Annotated in this window: 23 protein-coding genes; 16 read left to right on the top strand and 7 right to left on the bottom strand. The window is 62.0% G+C overall.

The features are described 5' to 3' along the window. Window positions 1-24: 24 nt before the first annotated feature. Window positions 25-1,113: an LLM class flavin-dependent oxidoreductase gene (locus JQ604_RS30990; protein ID WP_212364496.1), complete on the bottom strand. Its 1,089-nt coding sequence runs from the start codon at window positions 1,111-1,113 to the stop codon at window positions 25-27. 174 nt (window positions 1,114-1,287) lie between these two features. Between JQ604_RS30990 and JQ604_RS30995 the strand changes: the two genes are divergently transcribed. The 8 genes from JQ604_RS30995 (at window position 1,288) to JQ604_RS31030 (ending at window position 9,814) form a co-directional block, all read left to right on the top strand. Next, window positions 1,288-2,169, top strand: a complete 882-nt coding sequence (locus JQ604_RS30995) for an FAD binding domain-containing protein (RefSeq protein ID WP_212364497.1) — start codon at window positions 1,288-1,290, stop codon at window positions 2,167-2,169. Next, window positions 2,166-2,651 carry a (2Fe-2S)-binding protein gene (locus tag JQ604_RS31000; protein ID WP_212364498.1) on the top strand — a complete coding sequence of 162 codons (486 nt, stop codon included), beginning with the start codon at window positions 2,166-2,168 and terminating at the stop codon, window positions 2,649-2,651. Before JQ604_RS30995 ends, JQ604_RS31000 begins: the two co-directional genes overlap by 4 nt. After that, window positions 2,648-5,041 (top strand): xanthine dehydrogenase family protein molybdopterin-binding subunit, encoded by a 2,394-nt coding sequence (locus JQ604_RS31005; RefSeq protein ID WP_212364499.1) that lies wholly within the window; start codon window positions 2,648-2,650, stop codon window positions 5,039-5,041. Before JQ604_RS31000 ends, JQ604_RS31005 begins: the two co-directional genes overlap by 4 nt. A gap of 68 nt (window positions 5,042-5,109) precedes the next feature. Continuing rightward, a complete protein-coding gene (locus JQ604_RS31010) occupies window positions 5,110-6,396 on the top strand; it encodes an amino acid ABC transporter substrate-binding protein (RefSeq protein ID WP_212364500.1) in 1,287 nt (428 codons plus the stop codon). A gap of 122 nt (window positions 6,397-6,518) precedes the next feature. Beyond that, on the top strand, window positions 6,519-7,391 hold the full coding sequence (locus JQ604_RS31015; RefSeq protein ID WP_249158924.1) for a branched-chain amino acid ABC transporter permease: 873 nt from the start codon (window positions 6,519-6,521) through the stop codon (window positions 7,389-7,391). Next, window positions 7,388-8,347, top strand: a complete 960-nt coding sequence (locus JQ604_RS31020) for a branched-chain amino acid ABC transporter permease (RefSeq protein ID WP_212364502.1) — start codon at window positions 7,388-7,390, stop codon at window positions 8,345-8,347. The genes JQ604_RS31015 and JQ604_RS31020 overlap by 4 nt, the downstream gene beginning before the upstream one ends. Continuing rightward, complete coding sequence (locus JQ604_RS31025) at window positions 8,344-9,087, top strand: ABC transporter ATP-binding protein (RefSeq protein ID WP_212364503.1); 744 nt, start codon at window positions 8,344-8,346, stop codon at window positions 9,085-9,087. The genes JQ604_RS31020 and JQ604_RS31025 overlap by 4 nt, the downstream gene beginning before the upstream one ends. Beyond that, window positions 9,077-9,814: an ABC transporter ATP-binding protein gene (locus JQ604_RS31030; protein ID WP_249158917.1), complete on the top strand. Its 738-nt coding sequence runs from the start codon at window positions 9,077-9,079 to the stop codon at window positions 9,812-9,814. Before JQ604_RS31025 ends, JQ604_RS31030 begins: the two co-directional genes overlap by 11 nt. Window positions 9,815-9,835: 21 nt before the next feature. Here JQ604_RS31030 and JQ604_RS31035 read toward each other — a convergent pair whose 3' ends face one another. Then, window positions 9,836-10,987, bottom strand: a complete 1,152-nt coding sequence (locus JQ604_RS31035) for a zinc-dependent alcohol dehydrogenase (protein ID WP_212364504.1) — start codon at window positions 10,985-10,987, stop codon at window positions 9,836-9,838. A 170-nt stretch (window positions 10,988-11,157) separates the two neighbouring features. On the opposite strand from JQ604_RS31035, the gene JQ604_RS31040 reads away from it, so the two are divergent. From JQ604_RS31040 to JQ604_RS31075, 8 genes are all read left to right on the top strand, one after another. Beyond that, window positions 11,158-12,165 (top strand): ABC transporter substrate-binding protein, encoded by a 1,008-nt coding sequence (locus JQ604_RS31040; protein WP_212364505.1) that lies wholly within the window; start codon window positions 11,158-11,160, stop codon window positions 12,163-12,165. Window positions 12,166-12,200: 35 nt separating this feature from the next. Further along, window positions 12,201-13,016 (top strand): ABC transporter permease, encoded by an 816-nt coding sequence (locus JQ604_RS31045; protein WP_212364506.1) that lies wholly within the window; start codon window positions 12,201-12,203, stop codon window positions 13,014-13,016. A gap of 4 nt (window positions 13,017-13,020) precedes the next feature. Next, entirely contained in the window at window positions 13,021-13,806 is a 786-nt protein-coding gene (locus JQ604_RS31050) for an ABC transporter permease (protein WP_212364507.1), read from the top strand. Further along, a complete protein-coding gene (locus JQ604_RS31055; protein ID WP_212364508.1) occupies window positions 13,803-14,861 on the top strand; it encodes an ABC transporter ATP-binding protein in 1,059 nt (352 codons plus the stop codon). The genes JQ604_RS31050 and JQ604_RS31055 overlap by 4 nt, the downstream gene beginning before the upstream one ends. An 8-nt stretch (window positions 14,862-14,869) precedes the next feature. Beyond that, a complete protein-coding gene (locus JQ604_RS31060; protein ID WP_212364509.1) occupies window positions 14,870-15,709 on the top strand; it encodes a phosphodiesterase in 840 nt (279 codons plus the stop codon). Between the two features lie 90 nt (window positions 15,710-15,799). After that, window positions 15,800-16,768 (top strand): Bug family tripartite tricarboxylate transporter substrate binding protein, encoded by a 969-nt coding sequence (locus JQ604_RS31065; RefSeq protein WP_212364510.1) that lies wholly within the window; start codon window positions 15,800-15,802, stop codon window positions 16,766-16,768. 306 nt (window positions 16,769-17,074) lie between these two features. Further along, window positions 17,075-17,818, top strand: coding sequence for a Crp/Fnr family transcriptional regulator (locus JQ604_RS31070; RefSeq protein ID WP_212364554.1), 744 nt, complete (start codon window positions 17,075-17,077; stop codon window positions 17,816-17,818). A 136-nt stretch (window positions 17,819-17,954) separates the two neighbouring features. Then, complete coding sequence (locus JQ604_RS31075; protein WP_212364511.1) at window positions 17,955-18,206, top strand: hypothetical protein; 252 nt, start codon at window positions 17,955-17,957, stop codon at window positions 18,204-18,206. Between the two features lie 52 nt (window positions 18,207-18,258). Here JQ604_RS31075 and JQ604_RS31080 read toward each other — a convergent pair whose 3' ends face one another. The 5 genes from JQ604_RS31080 to JQ604_RS31100 all read right to left on the bottom strand — a co-directional run bounded on the left by JQ604_RS31080 (window position 18,259) and on the right by JQ604_RS31100 (window position 23,025). Further along, the gene (locus JQ604_RS31080; RefSeq protein WP_212364512.1) at window positions 18,259-19,356 is read right to left on the bottom strand and encodes an amidohydrolase family protein; all 1,098 of its coding nucleotides are present in this window, start codon (window positions 19,354-19,356) and stop codon (window positions 18,259-18,261) included. A gap of 103 nt (window positions 19,357-19,459) precedes the next feature. After that, window positions 19,460-20,461, bottom strand: coding sequence for a Bug family tripartite tricarboxylate transporter substrate binding protein (locus JQ604_RS31085; RefSeq protein WP_212364513.1), 1,002 nt, complete (start codon window positions 20,459-20,461; stop codon window positions 19,460-19,462). Between the two features lie 29 nt (window positions 20,462-20,490). Beyond that, window positions 20,491-21,177, bottom strand: coding sequence for a cyclase family protein (locus JQ604_RS31090; protein WP_212364514.1), 687 nt, complete (start codon window positions 21,175-21,177; stop codon window positions 20,491-20,493). A 32-nt stretch (window positions 21,178-21,209) separates the two neighbouring features. Then, on the bottom strand, window positions 21,210-22,499 hold the full coding sequence (locus tag JQ604_RS31095; protein ID WP_212364515.1) for a TRAP transporter large permease: 1,290 nt from the start codon (window positions 22,497-22,499) through the stop codon (window positions 21,210-21,212). Between the two features lie 4 nt (window positions 22,500-22,503). Continuing rightward, on the bottom strand, window positions 22,504-23,025 hold the full coding sequence (locus JQ604_RS31100; protein WP_212364516.1) for a TRAP transporter small permease: 522 nt from the start codon (window positions 23,023-23,025) through the stop codon (window positions 22,504-22,506). Between the last annotated feature and the right edge of the window lie 16 nt (window positions 23,026-23,041).

Raw genomic sequence — 23,041 nt, forward strand, 5'->3', positions numbered from 1 at the left:
AGCAAGGGTCCTTCCAAGAGCTACCTATCGGGGTGCGTTGGTGTTGACGCGTGGTAGAACCTGCTCGGCCATGAGGATCATTGACTGACGGCCGAGTTCGCGATCCTTCCAGTCCTTGCCGGCATAGAGCAGTGTGCCGAAGGTGCCAACCTCATCCTGAAAGGCGAGCAGTTGGTCGGCCACACTGTCCGGCGTCCCATGAATGATCAATCTGTCGCAGACTGATTCCAGGGTGACGTCGTCATCAGGCTGGTCACGCCGGGTCTTGAACAATTCGAGACGCCCACTGCGTTTCAGCTTCGTGAACAGCTGATGATAGTAGTAAACGTAAGGACCATTCGGATCGGTCGCATAGGCTTTGGCGGTGGCCGCGTCTTTTGCGACAAAGACGCTCTTCGCGACACGCCAATTGGCTGTTTCGACGGCGCGGCTGGCCCGTTCGCAACCCTCAACATATTTGGGCCAATGGCTCTTTACCCAGGCTGGCATCAGGAAGTTGGCGGAGATCGGATCCCAGCCGCGCGCGGCAGCTTCCGTGACGCCTTTTGAAAAGGGGGCGACGGCCGTCACGACGATAGGCGGGTGCGGCTTCTGCAGCGGCTGCGCGATGAACCCCTGGCCGATGTCCTCGATCAGCGTCCTGCTGACCGAGATGTTCCAGTACTTGCCCTGCAGATCGTAGGGTGGTCCGCTCGCCCAGATCGCAAGCACCTGGTTGATCGCCTCGAGGAACATCGCATTGCGATCGGCGTCGAGATTGCCGAACACTTCCGCATCGGAGAGCAAGCCGCCGGGGCTGATGCCGAGAATGAAGCGTCCGTCCAGCATGTGATCGAGCATCGCAACCGAAGCGGCGACGGCCGCAGGATGCGTGTTCGGCATGTTGATCGTGCCGGTGCCCAGTCTGAGCTGTTTGGTCGCGGCGGCGAGCCAGGCAATGAAAGCGATGCAGGACGTGATGTTCTCGGCGCGGTCGGTGACGTGCTCGCCGACATAGGCCTCGGTGAAGCCCAGTTCGTCCGCGAGCAGGAAGGCTTCCCGATCCTCGCGGAGTGATTGCCGCCAATCCTTCCCGATGGGATGGATGGGCATCGTAAAGAACCCTAGCTTCATGGCCTCGCTGCTCCCGGTCGGCAGGCCTCTTGTTGGCGGGAACGTGCGTGGTTCGCGCCGCGTTGACAAGCCCAATTGACGAAATAATCACTCGATAAACAAGCTTGACCTTTAAAAAGGACCGCCGTCTAATCCTGAAAAATACGACATCCGACCCGGGAGGTCTCGCTCTCCATGAAAGCCGCGGCTTTCGCCTATGCCCGTGCGACCAGCGTGGCGAATGCGCTGGAGCTGCTCGCCGCACACGGCGACAGGGCCAAGGTGCTGTCGGGCGGGCAGAGTCTGATGCCGGCGATGAATCTTCGGCTTGTCACGCCCGAACTGATCGTCGATATCGGCGCGCTTTCCGAACTCCGTGGTATCAGCGTCGAGGGCAAACTCCTTGTTGTCGGCGGATTGACACGTCATGTCGACCTGGAGCGATCGGCCGATATCGCCAAGCATGCTCCGCTGCTGTCCGAAGCGATTGCCCACGTCGCTCATCCCGCCATTCGCAATCGCGGTACCATCGGCGGTAGCCTCGCTCATGCTGATCCCGCCTCGGAATTGCCAGCCTGCATGCTCGCGCTTGGCGCGACAATTGTCGTGCGCGGAAGTCGCGGCGAACGCAGGGTCGCAGCCCAGGACTTCTTCAAGGGAATCTACGAAACCGTGCTGGCGCCGGACGAGTTGCTCGTGTCGGTTGAAATCCCGATAGCGCCAGAGGGCTCCTCGCACTTCTTCGAGGAGCTGGCGCGACGGCAAGGCGATTATGCGATTGCAGGATTGGCGGCACAAGCTGTCGTCCGCAATGACGTATTCGCAGATTTGCAGCTGGCGTTCTTCGCCGTCGGAGATCGGCCTCTGCTCGCTGAATGTGCCACCAGATTAATCAATGTGACCGTCACTGCCGACCTGCTGTCCGAAGCAGCAGATGCGCTTGCCCTGCAGCTCGAACCTCAGGAGGATCAACAGGCCTCTCCCGCCATGCGGCGGCATCTTGCGCGGGTCTTGTTGATGCGCGGCGTCGCGAGCCTTCTCGGTCGGCTGAATTTGAGGAACGGGGCAGGCGAATGACCGGTCCGATCGCGCTCTCGCTGGGTGTGAACGGAGAGCGCGTCGACGCCCATGTCCTGCCGCGTCTCAATCTTGCGGATTTTCTTCGAGAGCATCTGAAGCTCACGGGAACGCATGTCGGCTGCGAGCATGGTGTTTGTGGCGCGTGCACCGTCCGCGTCGATGGCGAGATCGTGCGCAGTTGTCTGATGTTGGCTGTGCAAGCACAGGGGGCTTCGGTCGAGACCATCGAGGGAATTTCAGACAGCGGAGAGATCGCCGATCTCCAGGCCGCCTTTCGTGCGCGGAATGCGCTGCAATGCGGCTATTGCACGCCCGGGATGCTGATTACGGCGCAAGATTTGCTGACGCATTCGCCACATCCTGATCGCGACGCGATCCGTGAGCACCTTTCCGGCAACTACTGCCGGTGCACCGGTTATCAGGCCATCGTTGACGCCGTGGAGTCTACGGCGAAAGCGCGTTCGGAGCGCTCGGCATGACCAGCGTCAGCGCAAATCCAGACGCGCTCTCGGTGCTCGATCGCCCGAATTCCTACATTGGCAAGACCGTGCCGCGCCCCAATCTCGACCGGCTGCTGCAGGGACGCGGTTCCTATGTCAGCGACATGGAACTGCCGCGGATGGCGCATGCCGTGTTTCTGCGATCTCCTCACGCGCATGCAAAAATCGTCCGGATTGACGCTGCCGCAGCGAGGCGGATGCCGGGCGTGATCGCTGTCGTAACGGGCCGCGAGCTTGCGGCCGTGATGACTCCCTGGGTCGGCGTGCTCTCGCACCTGAAGGGCCTGAAGTCGGCGCCGCAACATGCGATCGCGGTCGACCGGGTGTGTTGGCAGGGCGAGGCGGTCGCGGCGGTCGTTGCGACGAGCCGCGCTGGCGCCGAGGATGCCGCGGAGCATATTCAAGTCGACTACGAGGACCTCGACGCGGTCACGGATATGTCGACGGCGCTCGATCCCGGGATGCCGGTCATTCACCCTTCGCTCGGGGACAATCTGGCCTTTGAACGCATCCATAATGCGGGCGATGTGGACCGGGCCTTCGCGGAGGCGGATGCTGTCGTCGAAACGGAATTCGTGTTCGGTCGTCACACCGGCGTGACGCTGGAGCCTCGAGCCGTCGTAGCCGACTGGAATGTCGCCGAGGCCCGGCTCACGATCTACCAGGGCACGCAAGCGCCGCACATGGTGCAGAACATTGCTGCACTGCATCTTGGGCTGAAGGAGGCGCAAGTTCGGGTCGTCTGCAAGGACGTCGGTGGTTCCTTCGGGATCAAGGTGCACATCTATGCCGACGAAATGGCGACGTATGCGCTGTCGAAGTTGTTGCGTCGCCCGATCAAGTTCGTGGCCGACCGTATCGAGAGCTTCAACACCGATATTCACGCCCGTGACCACCGCTGCAAGGGCAAGATCGGCATCAAGCTGGACGGGGCCATCACCGCCTTTGAGATTGACGATCTCACCGGCATCGGTCCCTATTCAATGTATCCGCGCACCAGCGCGATCGAGGCCAATCAAGTCGTCAACCTTGTCGGCGGGCCCTACGTCACGACCGACTACCGCGCGCGCGCCAGGGTCGTGTTCCAGAACAAGAACGTGATGTGCCAGTACCGCGCTGTCGGTCATCCCATTGCATGTTCGGTGACAGAGGGGCTGGTTGATCTCGCTGCCGCGAAGATCGGGATGGATCCAATCGAGATCCGGCGGCGGAATCTGATTGCCGATAACGCCTATCCCTGCGCCTCTCCAACCGGGCTCAGATTCGAGCAATTGTCGCATCATGCCTCGCTGTCAAAGCTGCTTGCGATGATGGACTACGATGGGCTCCGTGCCGAACAGGCCCGGCTACGAACCCGCAACGTCCACCGGGGCATCGGCATTGCCAGTTTCATCGAGGTAACCAACCCGAGCGCCGCCTTCTATGGAGTTGGTGGCGCCAAAATCTCCTCTCAGGACGGGGTTGCAGTGCGGCTGGACGCTCAGGGTTCTGTGATCTGCCAGACCAGCATCACCGAACAGGGGCAGGGGTCCGAATCTCTCACCGCCCAGATCGTCGGCAGCGTCCTCGGGGTCTCGATGGAGCGTGTGCGGGTGATCCTGGGCGACACCGACAACACGCCCTATGGCGGCGGCACATGGGCGTCCCGCGGCGCGGGCATCGGGGGGGAGGCCGCGCTGCAGGCCGCAAAGGTTCTCCGCAAGAACATTCTGGATGTGGCCGCCGCCATCCTGCAGTCGGCGCCGGCTGAGCTCGATATCGTCGACAACAACGTCGTCAATGTCAGCGACGGTGCGCCGCGGATTGAATTGAACGAACTGGCGCGCATTGTGTATTTCCGGCCGGACACATTGCCGCCCGGCATCCAGCCCGAGCTGATGGCGACACGGCATTTCGTCGCGCGTGAGTATCCATTCGCTTTCACGAATGGCATTCAGGCCTCATGGCTGGAGGTTGACACCGACACCGGCTTCGTCAAGCTGCTTAGGCATTGGGTGGTCGAGGATTGCGGCACCATCATCAACCCGCAGCTGGTCGACGAGCAGATTCGGGGCGGAGTGGTGCAGGGGCTGGGCGCGGCGCTGTTCGAGAAGTGCATCTATGATGAGCGCGGCCAACTCACCAACGCCAACATGGCCGACTACCTGGTGCCGATGTCCGGCGAGATGCCCGATATCGATGTCGGCCACGTGATTTCGCCGATGCTGGAATCGGAGCTGGGAGCCAAGGGGGCTGGCGAAGCCGGCACGGCCGGAGCCGCGGCCGCGGTCGCCAACGCGGTCAACGACGCACTTAGACCATTTGGTACAACAATTACCGAGATTCCGCTGACGCCGCAGGTTATCCTGACGGCCTTGGGGCGGATCTGAAACGGAGACGCCACCGGCGAAAGCAAACAAAATAACGCCAAACAAAAAGTCCTAGGGGAGGAACAGCCATGACGAAGAAGGTGACTGAGGCCGGATCGATATCGCGCCGCCGGCTGCTGACGACAGCGAGCGCCGGCGCAGCACTCGCCGCTTCGCCACTCGGGATCAATCTGCTGCAGGCGCAAGGCGCCCCGATCAGGATCGGCATGAGCATGCCGCAAACCGGCGGTCTTGCGGGCGGCGGCAAGCCTTCGTTGCTTGGCATTGAGATCTGGCGGGACGACGTCAACGCCAAGGGCGGTCTGCTCGGCCGCAAGGTCGAACTCGTCGTCTATGACGACAAGTCGAGCGCCTCGGAGACGCCGGCGATCTATTCGAAGCTGATCGATGTCGACAAGGTCGATCTGCTGTTTGCGCCCTATGCGACCGTTCCCACTGCGCCGATCATGCCGCTGGTCAAGCAGCGCGGCCTGCTGTTGATCGGCAACTTCTCGTTCCAGGTCAACAGCAAGGTGGGCCACGACATGTGGTTCAACAACGCGCCGTGGGGACCGGCGGACAGCTGGGCGGCATCGTTCCTCGACATCGGCCAGAAGGCCGGCGGCAAATCCATGGCGCTTCTGTCGGCTGACCAGGAATTCGCCCAGAACCTGGCGAAGACGGCAAGGGAGGTTGCCGGAAAGCGCAGCCTGCCGGTCGTGTTCGACCAATCCTATCCACCCAACACCGTCGAGTTCTCCAGCATCATTCGCGGGCTCAAGGCCACCAAGCCGGATATCGTCTATGTCGCGTCGTATCCGCCGGATTCAGCCGGCATCCTGCGCGCCGTGAATGAGATCGGCATCGGCGGCAGCGTCAAGCTGTTCGGCGGCGGCATGGTGGGCCTGCAGTTTGGCTCCGTCATGGAGAGTATGGGTTCGCTGCTCAACGGCGTCGTCAACTACAATTCGTGGCTGCCGGAAAAGAGCATGTACTTCGACGGAACGAAGGCGTTCTTCGAGAAGTACACGAAGCGGGCCGTTGAGGCCAAAGTCGATCCGCTCGGCTACTATCTTGCGCCATTCGGCTATGCCAGCGGCCAACTCGTCGAGCAGGCCATCAAGGCGACCAACTCGCTCGATCAAAAAGGCCTTGCAAAATATCTGCGCGAGAATACGCACCAGACCATTGTCGGTCCGATCGCGTTTTCGCCGGATGGCGAGCGCAAGGAAACCGCAGTGCTGCAGGCTCAGTTCCGCGGCGTCACGGACAAGAACATCGAGCAGTTCCGAAGTTCGGGCAAGCAGGTGATCCTGTTCCCGGATAATCTGAAGTCAGGCGAACTGGTCGCTCCGTTTGAGGCTGCCAGGACGTAGGCAGAAGGCGGTGCGATGGCTCGGGACCACGGCGAGTGGTCTCGGGCAGGAGTTGGGTGCCTGACGATGCGCTGATCGGGGAAGCGGCTCAAGCCGGCTCAAGGGGGCCTCAATTGTTTTCAATGGACTTGCTGCTGGATGCGGTGGTGACCGGGGTGCTGCTCGGCTGCTTCTACGGCGCAGTGAGCCTCGGATTGTCCGTCTCGTTCGGCTTGCTTGACGTCCCGCACGTTGCGCACCCGGCCTTTCTGGTGCTGGCGTCGTATGGGGTGTTCATCATCAACGAGCAATATGGAATCGATCCGCTGATCGCAGGCCTCCTGATTACGCCGCTGTTCTTCGTGTTTGGCCTGATCGCATATCGTCTGTACTACGAGACGTTCGAAAAGCGCGGCAGCGACGCCGGCGTCCGCGGTATTGCGTTTTTCTTCGGCGTCGCCTTCATCATCGAAGTTCTGATCATTATCCAGTTCGGCGTCGATCAGCGCGCGGTCACTGCCGATTATATCGGCAAGTCGTGGCGCATCGCCGATACGCGGATTCCTTACCGAATGCTGGTCGCCTTCGCGGTCGCCGCGGCATTGACCATCGTGTTGACATTGTACCTGTCGCGGACGTTCATGGGACGTGCGATCCGTGCCGTTGCGCAGGACCAGGAAGCGCTGCGGCTGATGGGGGCAAATCCCATCAGGGTGAAGCAATGGGCGTTCGGCATTGCCACCGCCGTGCTCGGTATCGCCGGCGCCCTGCTCATCATCGTCGCACCCGTCGATCCCACACTTGATCGCGCCTATATCGGACGGACATTCTGCGTCGTTGTCATGGCCGGGCTCGGCAGCATGAGCGGCACGCTTGTCGCAGCCATCATTCTCGGTGTCGCCGAGACGATCGTCACGACCATGGTCGGCGCGTCCTGGGCGCCCGCGATTTCCTTTGCGATGCTGCTCGGCGTGCTTGCCGTGCGGCCGCAGGGCTTGTTCGGCAGACGATCATGAAGCGCAGCGGTGCGGCATTCTGGATCGGAGCGGCCGCCTTTCTTGCCGTCGCCTTCGTCATGACGAAGGTCATTGGCAACCAGTATCCATTCTTCGCCGGCTACGTCATCCTGCAGTTCATCGCGCTTGCGGTCGCATGGAGTATTCTTGGCGGATACGCAGGCTATGTGAATTTCGGCACCAGCGCGTTCTATGGCGTCGGCGTCTATGCCTCGGTGTTCCTGGTCAAGGCGTTTGGTGCGCCGCTTCCGGTCCAGATCCTGACGGCAGCGGCGATTGGGGCGCTGATGGGATTCGCGCTGGGACTGCTGACCTTGCGGATGCAGGGCATCTTCTTCTCGATCGCGACGATTGCGCTGACGATCATTATCGAGACGGTCGTCACGAACTGGCGATATGTCGGTGGCGCAGCCGGCATTCAGATCCAGCGGCCGCCCGTCACTGCGCCGTTCGACAATTATGTCCAGCTGCTGTTCTTTATTCAGGCCGTGCTGGTGGTGCTGGCGGTCGCGATCTCGCGCTACATCCAGAATTCGTGGATCGGCCGCGGCCTGCAGGCGCTCAAGGACGACGAACTGGCCGCGGAGTGCTCGGGCGTCCCGACGCTGCGGCTGAAGCTGCTCGCATGCGTCATCTCGGGGGCATTGCTGTGTGCGGTCGGTGCCCCGGGGGCGATGTACCTGCAATATGCGGACCCGTCGTCGGCATTCAATCTCAATTACTCCGTATCGACGCTGGCGATGTCACTGATCGGCGGGACCGCCCATTGGATCGGCCCGGTCATCGGCGCGATTGTGCTGAGCACGACGCAGCAATTGCTGACCGTCACGATCTCGTCGGAAGTGAACGTGCTGGTGCTCGGCGTCATGCTCGTGTTGTTCGTGGTAGGGGCGCCCGAAGGCATCATCGGTCTCGCGCGGCGGATCTTTCACAGGTCTAACGAGGGCAGGGAATGACGATGGCTCCCGAAGCCCCAGCACCTCTGCTGCGGATCGTCTCGCTGACCAAGCGTTTCGGCGGATTCACAGCGGTCGACAATGTCAGCGTCGACATTCGTCCTGGAGAGCGTTTCGGCCTCATCGGTCCGAACGGTTCGGGCAAGACCACGCTGATCAATTGCATTTCCGGTGCATTCCGGACGGAGCCCGGCACTGTGCTGTTCCGCGATGAGGACATCACCTCGCTGCAGCCGCATATGCGCACGCGCCGTGGCATCGCGCGCAGTTTCCAGATCCCGCGACCGTTCCGAAGCATGACGGTCGCCGAAAATCTGATGGTCGCACTCGACTTTGCAGCTCATGAACATGTGTCCGTGGCGCAGCGGCGGGACACCATGATGGGGATCCTGACTCAAATGGGCCTCGCGTCGAAGGCCAATGCTGCGGCCACACAGCTGAGCCAGGTCGAGCTGCGCAAGATGGAACTGGCCCGCGCCATGGCGACGCACCCGAAGCTGCTGATCTCGGACGAAGCCATGGCTGGGCTGTCCAGCTCCGAGGTCGACGAGGTGCTCGATCTCCTGATGAGTCTGGCCAGCCACGACATCACCATCATCATGATCGAGCACATCATGCAGGCGGTGATGCGGTTCTCGGACCGCGTGATGTGTCTCGACGCCGGCAAGATCATCGCGATGGGCACGCCTTCCGAAGTCATGGCCAATCAGCGTGTGCAGGAGGCCTATCTTGGCACTTAGCCTTGCCATCAACGGTCTTGATGCGGGCTACGGCGCCGTGAAGGCGTTGCGCGGCGTCTCGATGCGCGTGGATGCCGGGGAGACCGTTGCGCTGCTGGGCACCAATGGCAACGGCAAGAGCACCCTGATGAAGTGCATCGCCGGCCTGGTCAAGCCGCAGAGCGGCAGCTTATCGCTAACGATCGATGGAACGGCGCACGAGCTCGCCGGCATGCCGGCCGAGGAGATCGTCGATCTCGGTGTGGCGATGGTGCCCGAGGGGCGACGGTTGTTTCCCAGGCTGACCGTGCTGGAAAACCTGATGCTCGGCGCCTTCCGCAAGGTGGCCCGACGCAATATCGACCGTAACCTGGCGGTCGCCTTCGAGACGTTTCCGGTCTTGAAGGAGCGGCAAGGCCAACTCGCTGGAACCATGTCGGGCGGACAGCAGCAGATGCTGGCGATCGCGCGTGCGCTGATGTCGTCACCGCGGTTGCTTTTGGTTGACGAGCCATCGGTGGGCCTGTCGCCGCTGCTGGTCTCGCAGACCATTGCCAAGATCGGCGAACTCAACCGGAACCTCGGCTTGACCGTGCTGATGGCAGAGCAGAACTTCAACCAGACAATCCGGATCGCAAACCGTGGCTACATCATCGTCCACGGCGAAATCGTCGTCGCAGCCGCGTCTGTGGACGAGTTGAAAGGCAACGACATCGTCAAGCGGCTCTATCTCGGCGGTACCGCGTGAAGAGATCAGGCATGTGTCAGGCTATTCAGCTGCGCGTGAGACGTCGGCGGCCTCCCGGGTCGTGACAACCACCTTGATCGCATCCTCGATCCGCTCGCGCGCATAGCGCAACGCCGTCGGCAAATCGGCCAGCGGGAACGTGTGGGTGTGAATTTTGGTCGCGTTGAAGCGTTTTTCCGCCATCAGTGCCATCGCACGGCGGGTGGCGCTGCGGCCCTCGCCGCGAATGCCGTAGGCATAGATGTTGTTCTTTACGAGATGCGCGATATCGAGTTTCGCCAGTTCGTGAGGAAAAGCAGCGAGGCAAATCTTGCCGCCGCGATTGGTCATATGGATAGCCTGGTTCAGCGTTGCTTCGGTCCCGGCGCACTCGACAACGTAATCCGCGCCAATTCCTCCCGTCAGGTGTTTGACGACCTGGACCGGGTCCTCATCATTGATGTTGATGACGCGATCTGCGCCAAGTTCCTGGCCGATCGCGAGACGGCGATTACGTGTGCCCGTCAAGATCACCGGGCTCGCACCGAGCGCCTTGGCGACCGCCACTGCGAGCAGTCCGATCGGGCCTGGCCCGATCACGACGACGCTCTCGCCGACGACCAATCCCCCCAATTCTGTCAGCCCATACATCGACGTGCCGGCGGTCACGACCAGCGTCGCTTCAGCGTCGCTCATGGTGTCGGGCACACGCGCGAGCGTGTTGATGTGGTTGACGGCGTATTCGGCAAAGCCACCGTCGGTCGTAAAGCCGTTGGCGCGATGGCCCTTCTCGGGTTTGCCGTAGTTGAGGCACGAGGTGTACATGCCCTGCCGGCAGCGCTTGCACTGACCGCAGCCGGCGTGGATTTCGACGCTGATCCGTTCGCCGATCCTGAATTCGTCGACATCGGGCCCGAGCGCCGCGACCGTGCCCATGTATTCGTGGCCGGGCGTAAAATTCTTCTTGAAGGGCAGGCCGCCGAGGATGCTCGCGGGCGAACCCGAATGGATGATCTCGAGGTCGGTTGCGCAGATCGCGACTGCATCGATGCGGACCAGGACTTCGGCTCGTCCGGGTATAGGCGTCGGCTTCTCGCGCAAGAACAACTGCTCGGGATCGCCCAGGACCCAAGCCTTCATCTGGTCGGGGATCGGCAGATCGGGTGAGGTCGTGACGCCGGCGGGATTGTACATGGGCGTTTCCTGTTTTTTGCAGCCTAGCGCAAAACCTCTGTCGATCGCGAGTATCGCTTTGCTGCATAGCAGCACGCGTGTCGCAAAACCGTCATGCGCGATCTATACTTGGTCCCCCGGTTGATGTTGAAATCCTTTTCAGCGCTTTCCCGCCCAAACTGGAGCCAGCCATGAAGATCGTCCGCCTTGTCCTTGCCTTGCTGGCGCTTGCGTTGATCGCGCCGTCGCAATCCGCTCGGGCGGCCGACGTCATCTGCTACAACTGTCCGCCGGAATGGGCCGATTGGGCTTCGATGCTCAAGGCGATCAAGGCTGACCTGAACTACGACATTCCGCACGACAACAAGAATTCCGGTCAGGCTCTGGCGCAGATCCTCGCCGAAAAGAGCAATCCGGTCGGCGACATCGGTTATTTCGGGGTCACCTTCGGCATGAAGGCCAAGGCGCAGGATGCGCTCGAGCCCTACAAGCCCGCCCATTGGGATCAGGTCCCTTCCGGCCTGAAGGACCCGGGCGGCTACTGGACCACGATCCACTCCGGCACGCTTGGCCTGTTCGTCAACAAGGACGCACTCGGGGGCAAGCCGGTGCCGGCCTGCTGGAAGGACCTGCTGAAGCCCGACTACAAGGGAATGGTTGGCTACCTCGATCCGTCATCAGCCGCCGTCGGCTATGTCGGCGCCGTCGCGGTCAATCTGGCGCTCGGCGGCTCCTCGTCGAACTTCGATCCCGCGATCGCCTTCTTCAAGGACCTGCGCAAAAACGATCCGATCGTTCCCAAGCAGACGTCCTATGCGCGGGTGGTGTCAGGTGAGATGCCGATCCTGTTCGACTACGATTTCAATGCCTATCGCGCGAAATACTCCGAGAAGGGCAACTTCGAGTTTGTGATTCCCTGCGAGGGCTCGGTCGTGTTCCCCTATGTCGTCGGCCTCGTGAAGAACGCGCCTGACAAGGACAAGGCCAAGAAGGTGATGGACTATCTGCTGTCCGACAAGGGCCAGGCGATCTGGACCAATGCCTACCTTCGGCCCGCCCGCCCAATCGAGCTGCCGGCCGCCGTGAAGAGCAAATTCCTGCCCGACAGCGACTATGCCCGCGCCAAGAGCGTAGACTGGGGCGAGATGGAAAACGTGCAAAAAGGCTTTGTGGACCGCTATCTCGCAGAGGTCCGCTGAGGCAATATCGTGCCCTTCGGGGCACCATTCTCACAATGTCGCATAGAACCTTTCTCTGGCTCTGCCTGCTGCCGCTCGCGGTGGTGACGATGGCGTTTTTCCTGCTGCCGATGGCAAGGCTGGTGATTGTCGGCGCCGAGGGCCCGCAGGGGATCGCTGGCTATCTCGCGATCCTGGCCGAGCCGCGTTATCGAGCGACCCTGATCAACACGGTGCTGCTGGCCGCCGCGACCACGATCGTCACGCTGATCGTGGCAACGATCGCCGGAATGTTCCTGCAGCGACATCGTTTCCCGGGCCGCTCGGTCCTGATCGCGATGCTGACGTTTCCCTTGGCCTTTCCGGGCGTCGTCGTCGGCTTCATGATCATTCTCCTGGCCGGCCGGCAAGGCCTGATCGGAGACGTCTCTAACCGCGTATTCGGCGAGAAGATCGTGTTCGCCTATTCGATCTACGGTCTATTCCTCGGCTATCTCTATTTCTCGATCCCGCGTGTGATCCTCACCATCATGGCGGCGGTGCAGAAGCTCGACGTGGGCCTGGAGGAGGCTGCGCGCTCGCTCGGCGCCAGCCCGTGGGCGGTGCAGCGCGACGTCGTGCTGCCGGCCCTGGCACCGGCCTTCGTCGCGTCGGGAGCGATCGCGTTTGCGACGGCCATGGGCGCGTTCGGAACCGCATTCACGCTGGCGACGAACATCGATGTGCTGCCAATGCTGATCTACACCGAGTTCACGTTGGCCGCGAACTTCGCGACGTCGGCGGCACTGTCGGTGGGACTCGGCTTGATCACCTGGTTGATCCTGGCGCTGGCCCGCTCGTTCAGCGGCGGCGCGGTCGCGGCCGCCGGGTGAGCACATGCGCGATCGCCTGATCTTCGCCAGTCAGTTCATCTTCACGCTGCTCGTCGCCGCATTCCTCGTCGTGCCGGCGATCCTGTCGATCTCTGCCGGCGTCACCGTGAACTATTTTCGCGGGATCCAGTCCGGTGTGACCCTGCAATGGGTGGCGCAGGTCTGGGAGCTCTATGCCGGCACCATCCTGTTGTCATTTTTGATTGCCTTCGCGACGCTTGCGGTCACGCTGATTGCCGGCGTTCCGGCCGCCTACGCGCTCCATGTCAGGGGCGGGCGGCTCGCTCGCGTGGTGGAGGAGATCATCACGCTACCATTGGCCATTCCGGGTCTCGCGATAGCACTCGCGCTGCTGCTGGCCTATGGCGGCTTTGGAGATTTCCGTCGCTCCTGGCTCTTCATTCTGGTTGGCCACGTGATCTTCACCATGCCGTTCATGGTGCGATCGGTTATGGCTGTCTTCGCGACCGTCGATATCAAGACGCTCGACGAAGGTGCAGCGTCGCTCGGTGCGACGCCATGGCGGCGTTTCCTTGACGTCATCGTGCCGAATGCCGTTCCGGGAATCCTCGCCGGCGCCCTCATGGTCGTCACGCTGTCGCTCGGCGAATTCAATCTGACCTGGATGCTGCACACGCCGCTCACCAAAACGCTGCCGATCGGGCTCGCTGACAGCTATGCCTCGATGCGCCTCGAAGTGGCGTCCGCCTATACTCTGATCTTCTTCGTGATGATCATTCCGCTCCTGGTCGCGATGCAGTTGCTGGCCGACAAGGAGCAGAGGCGATGAGTGCGGTGGGACACGGCGCGGCCGTCCGGATCAAGGCGTGCGGCAAGACATTTGCCGACGGTACCCGCGCGCTCGATCCCGCCACGCTCGACATCGCGCGTGGCGAGACGCTGGTGCTGCTTGGGCCGTCCGGCTGCGGCAAGACGACGATGCTGCGGATCATCGCCGGTCTCGAATTGCCCGATGCCGGTGGCAAGGTGCTGTTCGACGGCAAGGACATGACGTCGGTGCCGATCGAGCGTCGCAATGTCGGAATGGTGTTCCAGTCCTACGCGCTGTTTCCCAACATGACGGTGGCCGACAACATCGGCTATGGGCTGAAGATCCGCGGCGTGCCGAAGGCTGAACGGGCTGCGTGCGTCGCCGAGCTTGTGGCGCTCACCAACATCACCGGCTTGGAAAATCGCCGGATCGAGCAGTTATCCGGCGGTCAGCGCCAGCGCGTGGCTTTGGCGCGGGCGGTTGCCATCCGTCCCGGCATCCTGCTGCTCGACGAACCTCTGACCGCGCTCGATGCGGCCTTGCGCGACCGGCTGCGGGGTGAGCTCAACCGCTTGCTGCGTGCGCTTGGCATCACGACGATCTACGTAACGCATGATCAAGCCGAAGCGATGGAACTCGGCGACCGCATCGTGGTCATGAGGAAAGGGGCGATTGCCCAGATCGGGACACCGCGCGAGGTTTACTTCACCCCGCAAAATCGGTTCGTCGCAGAATTCATCGGGGCCGCGAACATCATCGAAGCGCCGCTGCAGAATGGTTCGCTGGTCATGCCAGGCGGTCAGTTGCGAATTGGCGACGACGTGACGATGCCGGCCACCATTGCCATGATCCGTCCCGAGACAATCCAGGTGGTCGACGCAGGGCAAGGATCGCTTTCCGGGCTCGTCGACAGCGTCAGCTTCACTGGCGACCGGCAGCGATTGGTGGTAAGCGGCGCTTCAAGCAGGCCGCTTAATGTGGATGCGTCCAATGCAATCCGGGTGAAGGCCGGCGATCGGGTCGGACTGTCGATTGCGCCGGAGGCCGTGCGTCTGCTGCCGCTTGAAAGCTGAGAAATCCGATGTCGACGAAGCCCGTTCTGATCGCGCAGATCTCCGACCTGCACATCAAGCCGCCAGGTACGCTCGCTTATGGTCGTGTCGACACGGCCAAGGCGCTCGAGCGATGCGTCGCGGCGCTGAATGCGCTGCAGCCCGCGCCCGACTTTGTGGTGATCTCCGGCGACCTTGTCGATACACCGAGCGCGGAAGAATACGTCTACCTTAAGAGCCTGCTCGCACCGCTGAAGCTTCCATTCGCGGGTGTTCCTGGCAACCACGATTCGCGCGACTTGATGCGGGCGGCGTTTCCGAGCTTTTCCTATAGCCAGGCCTCCGGCCCGCTCGATCAAAAGATCGAGGTTGGCGGCCTCGATCTGCTGCTGCTCGATTCCAGCGTCCCCGGGAAGCCGCACGGCACGCTCGAAGCATCGACGTTGCACTGGCTCGACAAGACGCTGGCTGCTTCCTCGGGGCGGCCGGCGTTGCTGTTCCTCCACCATCCGCCTTTCAAGGGCGGGATCTGGCACATGGACGCGCAGGATCTCTTCAACGCCGATGCACTGGCGGAGATCGTCAGGTGCCATTCGCGTATCCGGCTGATCGGCTGCGGTCACGTCCATCGCGCGATGCTGACCGTGTTTGCCGGTGTTCCCACCACGATCTGCCCGGCACCCAACCACGCGGTCGATCTTGATCTTGGCAAGCTGCGGGTCCCGTCATTCAAGGTCGAGCCGCCGGCATTTCACCTTCATACCTGGTTTCCGGACGATGGGGGCGGGCACCTGGTCACTCATCAGGTCCCTATCGGTGAATTCGACGGACCCCATCCCTTCTTTGGCTCGGACGGCAAACTGCTCTGACGCGAGCCGCGTTGCCAAGTCCGACAATCCAGCGCAAACTTTCCGCAACCGGCAGAACAGAACCAAGAGCCGGCTTTGGGGGAGGGAAAGATGCGCCCGCTACGGTTGCTCGTTCCAGCGCTCGCGTTGCTCGCCGTTTCACAAGCTGCGGCGCAAAACTCCTATCCCGATCGCCCGATCAAGATGATCGTTCCGCTCGCGGCAGCAAGCGCAGTGGACGTGGCGGCGCGCATCGTCACCCAAAAGATGGCCGACAATATGGGCCAGCAATTCGTGATCTTGAATCAGCCCGGCGCATCCGGGTTGATCGGGGCCGAACAGGTCGCGCGCGCCGAGCCGGACGGCTATACGATCGGCGGCTTCAACGACAGCATCATGACCATGGTGCCCAATCTACAGTCCAAGATGCGCTGGGATACGCTGAAGGATTTTGAGCCGGTTTCGCTGGTTGCAACCGTCGAGTGGGGCTTGATCGCCAGCACCACGACCAGCTTCAAGTCCGCGGCCGATCTGATCGCTGCGGCCAAGGCAGCACCGGGGAAGATCGACTACGCGTCGGGCGGTCCCGGCAGCCCGCAACATCTGGCGATGGCGATGTTCGCATCGGCGGCCGGTATCACGCTGACGCACGTGCCTTACAAGGGCGCGACGCAGGCCGCGACCGACGTGGCGGCGGGACAGGTTCCGGTCGGCTTCCAGGGATTGGGGACGGTCGCCGCACTGGTCCGCGGCGGTCAGCTTCGGCTGATCGGCGTCACCACCGAGCGTCGCCTGGCGCAATTTCCTGATGTGCCGACAGTATCCGAATCCGGGTTGCCGGGCTTCCTGTTCAACTCCTGGTTTGCCATCGTCGCGCCGACAGGGACGCCGCGAGAAATCGTCGCAAGGCTCAATGCTGAGGTGGTCAAGGCCGTCGGTGATGCCGAGGTGCGCCGTAAGCTCGACGAGCTCGGATTTGCGGTGCGCGCCAGTTCGTCCGACGAGCTGCGGACGCTCACGCGGGAGCAACTCGCGAAATATGCGCGCCTCATCAAGGAAATGGGGATTGCGAGCGAGTGAGTGGCGGGAGAAAGTTCGCCGGCTTGGGATGATGAGCCAACGCCAACAGCTACTTTCCGTCTGACAAAATTGCCACGGGTGCGCGGGCTTCCGGCGGAATTGCGCCATGTTCTCAATCGAAAGTTTCCTAACTAAGCCATATTTATTTGAAATTGTGTGTATCGGTCTTGGCGGCAGCCTCGGCGCGCTTTATTGCTGCAGCGCCTTGGCGGGGCTATAGTCGGGGCAGCTTCATAGATTGATGGCTTTGCAGGCGCCGTGCATGCGACGCGCCCATGGTACGCAACATAGTTTGACTGGATGACGATGACCGGTGCGCCGATCGAAAGAACTGCCGGAGCGCCGACGTTTTCGGGCAGCAAGCTCTCGGTGCTGCGCAAGCATCCCTATTTTGCCGATCTGGAACCGGATGCATTCGATCAGCTGTGCCGCTACGCCAAGCACGTCACGCTGAAGCGGGGCACGACTCTGTTCTCCAAAGGCGACCCGGGGACCAACCTGATCGCGGTGATCTCGGGCACGATCAAGATCAGCATTTCCTCCCCCGATGGACGCAATGCGATTCTCAACCTGATTGAGGCCGGCGAGATCTTCGGCGAAATCGCCTTGCTTGACGGGCAGCCGCGGTCGACCGATGCGATCGCCAATACCAATTGCGAGCTCTTCATCATCGACCGGCGCGAATTCATTCCTTTCGTGCGGAGCCAGCCAACGGTCGCGATGAAGCTCATCGAGCTGCTGTGCGCGCGGCTGCGCCGGACCAGTGATCAGGTCGAGCAGGTCATCCTGCAGAACCTGCCGGGACGGCTTGCCAGCGCGCTGCTGCGCCTCAGTGAGAAGCACAAGGCTTCGCCGCAGGGGCGGACCATCGCGATCACCCAGCAGGAGATCAGCGAAATGGTCGGCATGACCCGCGAGAGCATCAACAAGCAGCTCCGCGCATGGGCGACGCGCGGCTGGGTGCGGCTCGAGCACGGCGCCATTGTCGTGTTGAAGCCCGAAGCGTTGCAGGAACTGGTCGACGCCGGCTCGCACGACGACAGCGAATGATCGCGGGCCGGATTTGCCGGGCTCGAACCTCACAACCAAGTGATCGATATTAAGCCTGTGAAATCCTTCACATGGGCTCGTCGTGCGCTGCGATAAGTGACGCATCGGGGAGCACATCCGCAATGTGGAGGAATCCATGCACGGCTCTTTCGACAAGGAACCGCAGGACGAGCAGAGCAACTATCAGAGCTTCAGCATCAAGCTGATCGCGCTGCCCATGCTCGTCATCATTGCGCTGATTGGACTGCTGGTCAGTCGCCCCGCCGCCATCAAGTGGATCTCGGATGCCGCTCAGGCGGAATTCGTCGGGACGGATTTCGTGCCCGAGGTTGCGCCGACGCAGTTCGCGCAGCCGAGCAACGCGATGCGGACAGTGCGCACCCACTGATCGACGAGAAAGTTGGCGTTACGCGCGATTGCGAGTCACGCCAACGCAGCGATCACGCCGTCACGCCAATCAGCTTTGCCGCGGTGCGCCCGAGGATATTGACTTTCTCGTCGTCGCTGAGCGTTGTGCAGGCGAAGATGTGGTCGACCGGCTGCATTTGCCAGGGATAGGGATAGTCGCTGCCCAGTACGATCTGGCTCGCACCGACCTGGGCGACCAGATGACGAATCGCTTCCGGGGTGAAGATCAGAGAGTCGAAGTAGATCTGCTTGAGATATTCGGTCGGTGCCTTCTTCAGCTTGATATCGGGATTGCATCCCTTGGGGCCGACCAGGCAGGCATGGTCGGAGCGATCGGCATAGGATGCGAGGTAGCCGCCGCCATGGGCCGCGATCACCTTCAGTCCGGGAAAACGATCCAGCGTCCCCTCGAAGATCAGATGTGACAGGGCGATCGTGGTCTCCAGCGGGTTGGCGATCGTGTTGCCGAGCCAGCCATTGCCGGAGAGGCGCTTGTTCAGCTCGGGGATGCCCTGCGGATGAATGAACAGCGGCACGCCAAGCTCTTCGGCCTTGGCCCAGACGGGATGGAATTTGGGGTCGGAGAATTCGACACCATTGACGACGCCTCCGATCGCAGCGCCCTTTAACCCTTGCTTCCTGACGGCGGTCTCAAGCTCCTGGACCGCCAGATCCGGCGCCTGCAAGGTCAGCGATGCGAAGGCGGCAAACCGGTCCGGCTTCGAGGCGCAGAGCTCGGCGAGCTTTTCGTTCTGGATCTTGACGATCTGCCCGGCGAGGTCGCGCTCGCGGTCGTACCAGAACGGATTGATCGACAGCACCTCCATGTCGATCGCCTGTGAATCCATGACCGCAAGACGTTTGTCGATTTCAATGAAGGCTTCGGATGCGCCGTTCACCGGCGGCAGCTGTAGTCGGGCGGCATCGGCGCCAAGCAGGGCTCCGGCTTCGCGGAATTGGCAGTGCGAGTGGATGTCGATCGTCTTGATGCGTTTGCCGCTGACGCTGACCGGAAGCGTCTGGCGCGGCTGTTGCGCGCTCGCGTGGTGGATCGAGCCGCAACCGCAGAAGACGATGCCGCTCGCTGCGGCGGCCGCGCCCGATTTCAGGAAATTCCGCCGTGTCTGCATGACGATCGCCTCCCTGATTTTGTTTTATTGGGGCGACACCCTACGGATGCGGAAGCAGGCCAGCAAGACCGTCAGCCATGTCCGTCGCGCAATCCTGATCGCATCAGACCGGCTTGATGCCCGCCTTGGTGATCACGTCACGCCATTTCGGCACTTCCTCGTCGATCCGCCTCCGCATGCCGTCGGGCCCGTTGGCGAGAACCTCGAAGCCGTCATTGCGGAGTTGCTCGGCTATCTTCGGCGTCTTCAAGATCGCGAGCGATTTTGCGCTGAGCAGCTCGACGACGGGAGACGGTGTGTTCGCGGGCGCGAGAAAACCCTGGAAGGTGTCGGAGACGAAATCCTTGTAACCGAGCTCGACCATTGTTGGGACCTCGGGCAGGTCGAACCAGCGATGGGGTCCGGTGACGGCTAGCGCCTTCAAGGCACCAGACTCGATGTGCGGATGCGCCGGCGGCAGCGCCGCAAAGGCGACCTGGGTGGTGCCGCTCAGGATGGCCTGGATCGCGGGGCCGGCACCTGAGAAGGGCACGTGCGTGATCTCGACCTGGCCCACGATCTTGAATAGCTCGCCGGACAGATGCGGCGTCGTTCCGAGACCCGGACTCGCATAGTTCAGCTCGTTCGGATTGGCCTTGGTGCGCGCGATCAGGTCCGCGATCGAGTTCACACCAAGCTTCGGATTGACGAGGATCACGTTCGGCGAGGTGCCAAGCTCGGCGATTGGCGCAAAACCCTTGTAGGGATCATAAGGAATCTTGGCGTAGAGGCCGGGGTTCACGACATAGGCGCTTGACGTGACCAGCAATGTGTAGCCGTCCGGTTCGGCATGCGCTGCGATGCCGATCCCGATATTGCCGCCGCCACCGGGACGGTTCTCGACCACGATGGTGCCGCCGAGCGCTTCGCCGAGATGTGTACCGAGGATGCGCGCCATGATGTCGGTCGGGCCCCCCGGTGCAAAGGGCACGATCACCTTGATCGGGCGATCCGGATAACCTGCGGCTTGTGCGCGAGTTGCAAGACCCGTTGTCGCCATCGTGCCGATCAACGTGCCTCCGGCCTGCAGGAAGGTGCGGCGGGAAGGAAATTTGCGGCCAGTCATCAAGAGTCTCCCGCTGTCCCGCGATTTGATCATATGCCGAACACGGCCACCGCCCGGATCGGTGAGGCCGTCCCATCGCGCCACTTCATCGGCAGGCCGATGAAGGTGAACTGGCCCTGACCAAGCAGCGCTTCGAGATTGCACAGGCTTTCGATGTGCGTGATGTCGAGGTCGAGGCAGGCCTTGTGCACCAGGAGATTGACGTCGCTGTCCGGTCCCGGCCGCATCGAGTCGATGCCGAAATGGACGATCCCCCGTTTGGCAAGCCACTCGGTGGCGGCAACGTTCACGCCAGCATTGTCGGTTGAATAGGCCTTGCGCGGAAACGTGCGCTCATGATGGCCGGTGCAGAGCAGGACCGTGCCACCGCGGGGAACGCCGACGCCCGCCTGCTTCACCGCGGCTTCAAGGTCGGCCGGCGTGATCTCCGCGCGCGGCGCGATGTGGCGCAGGTCGAGGCAGATGCCGGGGACGATGCACTTCTCCAGCGGGTACTGATCGATGGAGATACCACTCGGACCGAAATGCCGGGGCGCATCGATATGGGTGCCGCCGTGATCGGCCATCGAGATGAACATCGATGCGAGCCCGTAGACGTTGCCGGACTCCGCAAGCGCTTCAGTGTGGTTCTTCCACATCCCGTGGATGATCGGCGGATGGCCCGGATAGCTCGGGGTCCGATGATAGAGTTCGCGGCTGAGGTCGACGATCTTCACGAGAGTCTCCCCGCCGCGAACTGCGCACTGCACTAAAATCCGAACAATCTCGGCAACGCCAGCGACAGCCACGGCACGTAGGTTACGATCATCAGTACCGTAAACATCACGTAGTAGAATGGCCAGATGCCGCGCATCACTTCATCGACCGAAACCTTGCCGATGGCGCAACCAACGAACAGGGTTGTTCCCACCGGCGGGGTCAGCAGGCCGATACCGAGGTTGAGCAGCATCACGATGCCGAAATGCACGGGATCGATGCCGAAGCTCTTCACCACCGGTAGCAGGATGGGGGTGCAGATCAGGAGCAGCGGCGCGAGATCGAGCGCGGTTCCGAGGATCAGCAGCATGATGTTCAGCCACATCAGCAGCACGTATTTGTTGCTCGATATGGCAACGAAGAACTCGGTCATCTTGGCCGGCATCTGCATCAGCGCAGCGACATAGCCGAAGCACGACGCGGTCGCGACCAGCGTCAGCACCATCGCCACGGTCTGCAGGGTCTTGTAGACCAGGATCGGCAGTTCGGACCATTTGTAGTCGCGGTAGACGAACATCGTGACGAAGAAGGCCCAGACGCAGGCGACAGCGCCGGCCTCGATCGGCGTGAACACGCCGGTCAGGATGCCGCCCAGCACGATCACCAGTGTCACGATTCCCCACACGGCTTCGCCCAGCATCCTGACAGCCTGGCGGATCGGCACCGGCTCTCCTTTGGGATGCTTGTCCCGATAGGCGTAGAACAGGCACAGCACCATCAGCGAGAAGCCGAGCAGCAGCCCGGGGAGCACGCCGGCCAGGAACAGGCTGGTGATCGAGACCACGCCGCCCGTCGCCAGCGAGTAGATCACGGAGTTGTGGCTTGGGGGGATGATGATCGCCTGCAGTGAGGCGCTGATCGTCACGTTGGTTGCGAATACCCGTGGATAGCCCTTGTCGGCCATTTGCGGGATCATCACCGAGCCGATCGCCGACGTATCGGCAACCGACGATCCCGAGATGCCGCTCATGATGGTGGTGGCAAGGATGTTGACCTGCGAGAGGCCGCCTCGCATCCGCGTGAATCCGACGACGACGGCGGCGAAGTCGACCAGTCTTCGGGCCATACCGCCCTCGGCCATGATCGCGCCCGCCAGCACGAAGAAGGGAATCGTCAGCATCGAGACCTTGCCGACGCCGCTGGCGAATTGCTGCATCACCGCGCCAACCGGCAGGTCGATCCAGAGCGCGCCGACCAGTGATGACAGTGCCAGCGCATAGGCGATCGGCATGCCGATCGCGAAGAAGAAGCACATGCTGAGAAGCAGGACTGCGATATCCATGGGATTACTCGACCGGTACGTGAGCGTCGCTGCCGTCGCGCGGCGGCGGCCCGATGGTCAGGCGTTCGACGACAAAAAGGAACATCATGGCGCCGCTCACCACGATGGGCAGGTAGGTGATACCGACCGACAGCCACGGGAATTCGTCAACCGAATTGCCCCAGGTGGTATCAACGAGTCTCAGTCCCCACACCACCATGAAGATTGCGATCACGCCCATCAGCACTTCGCTCAGGAAGAGACAGGCGCGCCGCAACAGCGGAGGAAGCAAATCGGTTCCCACCGTCATGTTCATGTGGATGCGCTGACGGTAGCAGTTGGCCGAACCGATGAAGGTGATGCCGACAGTCAGCAGCACGGCCATCGGCTCGGGCCATGATGCGGCGCTGTTCAGGATGTACCGGGTGTAGACCGCCCACGGAATGACTGCCGAGACCAGCACGAGTGCCGCGCACCCGATCACGGCACCGGTCCAGTAGACCGCGTCGTTCACACGCCGAAAAATGCCGGCTGCAGAATTGGACATCTCAACCTCGAGAATG

The sequence above is a fragment of the Bradyrhizobium jicamae genome (assembly GCF_018130695.1).
Taxonomy (GTDB): Bacteria; Pseudomonadota; Alphaproteobacteria; order Rhizobiales; family Xanthobacteraceae; genus Bradyrhizobium; species Bradyrhizobium jicamae_B.

Bases quoted from the DNA above. Each gene is read 5' to 3' on its own strand.
- JQ604_RS30990 (WP_212364496.1), bottom strand. From the start codon at position 1,113: ATGAAGCTAGGGTTCTTTACGATGCCCATCCATCCCATCGGGAAGGAT.
- JQ604_RS30995 (WP_212364497.1), top strand. From the start codon at position 1,288: ATGAAAGCCGCGGCTTTCGCCTATGCCCGTGCGACCAGCGTGGCGAAT.
- JQ604_RS31000 (WP_212364498.1), top strand. From the start codon at position 2,166: ATGACCGGTCCGATCGCGCTCTCGCTGGGTGTGAACGGAGAGCGCGTC.
- JQ604_RS31005 (WP_212364499.1), top strand. From the start codon at position 2,648: ATGACCAGCGTCAGCGCAAATCCAGACGCGCTCTCGGTGCTCGATCGC.
- JQ604_RS31010 (WP_212364500.1), top strand. From the start codon at position 5,110: ATGACGAAGAAGGTGACTGAGGCCGGATCGATATCGCGCCGCCGGCTG.
- JQ604_RS31015 (WP_249158924.1), top strand. From the start codon at position 6,519: ATGGACTTGCTGCTGGATGCGGTGGTGACCGGGGTGCTGCTCGGCTGC.
- JQ604_RS31020 (WP_212364502.1), top strand. From the start codon at position 7,388: ATGAAGCGCAGCGGTGCGGCATTCTGGATCGGAGCGGCCGCCTTTCTT.
- JQ604_RS31025 (WP_212364503.1), top strand. From the start codon at position 8,344: ATGACGATGGCTCCCGAAGCCCCAGCACCTCTGCTGCGGATCGTCTCG.
- JQ604_RS31035 (WP_212364504.1), bottom strand. From the start codon at position 10,987: ATGTACAATCCCGCCGGCGTCACGACCTCACCCGATCTGCCGATCCCC.
- JQ604_RS31040 (WP_212364505.1), top strand. From the start codon at position 11,158: ATGAAGATCGTCCGCCTTGTCCTTGCCTTGCTGGCGCTTGCGTTGATC.
- JQ604_RS31045 (WP_212364506.1), top strand. From the start codon at position 12,201: ATGTCGCATAGAACCTTTCTCTGGCTCTGCCTGCTGCCGCTCGCGGTG.
- JQ604_RS31050 (WP_212364507.1), top strand. From the start codon at position 13,021: ATGCGCGATCGCCTGATCTTCGCCAGTCAGTTCATCTTCACGCTGCTC.
- JQ604_RS31055 (WP_212364508.1), top strand. From the start codon at position 13,803: ATGAGTGCGGTGGGACACGGCGCGGCCGTCCGGATCAAGGCGTGCGGC.
- JQ604_RS31060 (WP_212364509.1), top strand. From the start codon at position 14,870: ATGTCGACGAAGCCCGTTCTGATCGCGCAGATCTCCGACCTGCACATC.
- JQ604_RS31065 (WP_212364510.1), top strand. From the start codon at position 15,800: ATGCGCCCGCTACGGTTGCTCGTTCCAGCGCTCGCGTTGCTCGCCGTT.
- JQ604_RS31070 (WP_212364554.1), top strand. From the start codon at position 17,075: ATGACCGGTGCGCCGATCGAAAGAACTGCCGGAGCGCCGACGTTTTCG.
- JQ604_RS31075 (WP_212364511.1), top strand. From the start codon at position 17,955: ATGCACGGCTCTTTCGACAAGGAACCGCAGGACGAGCAGAGCAACTAT.
- JQ604_RS31080 (WP_212364512.1), bottom strand. From the start codon at position 19,356: ATGCAGACACGGCGGAATTTCCTGAAATCGGGCGCGGCCGCCGCAGCG.
- JQ604_RS31085 (WP_212364513.1), bottom strand. From the start codon at position 20,461: ATGACTGGCCGCAAATTTCCTTCCCGCCGCACCTTCCTGCAGGCCGGA.
- JQ604_RS31095 (WP_212364515.1), bottom strand. From the start codon at position 22,499: ATGGATATCGCAGTCCTGCTTCTCAGCATGTGCTTCTTCTTCGCGATC.
- JQ604_RS31100 (WP_212364516.1), bottom strand. From the start codon at position 23,025: ATGTCCAATTCTGCAGCCGGCATTTTTCGGCGTGTGAACGACGCGGTC.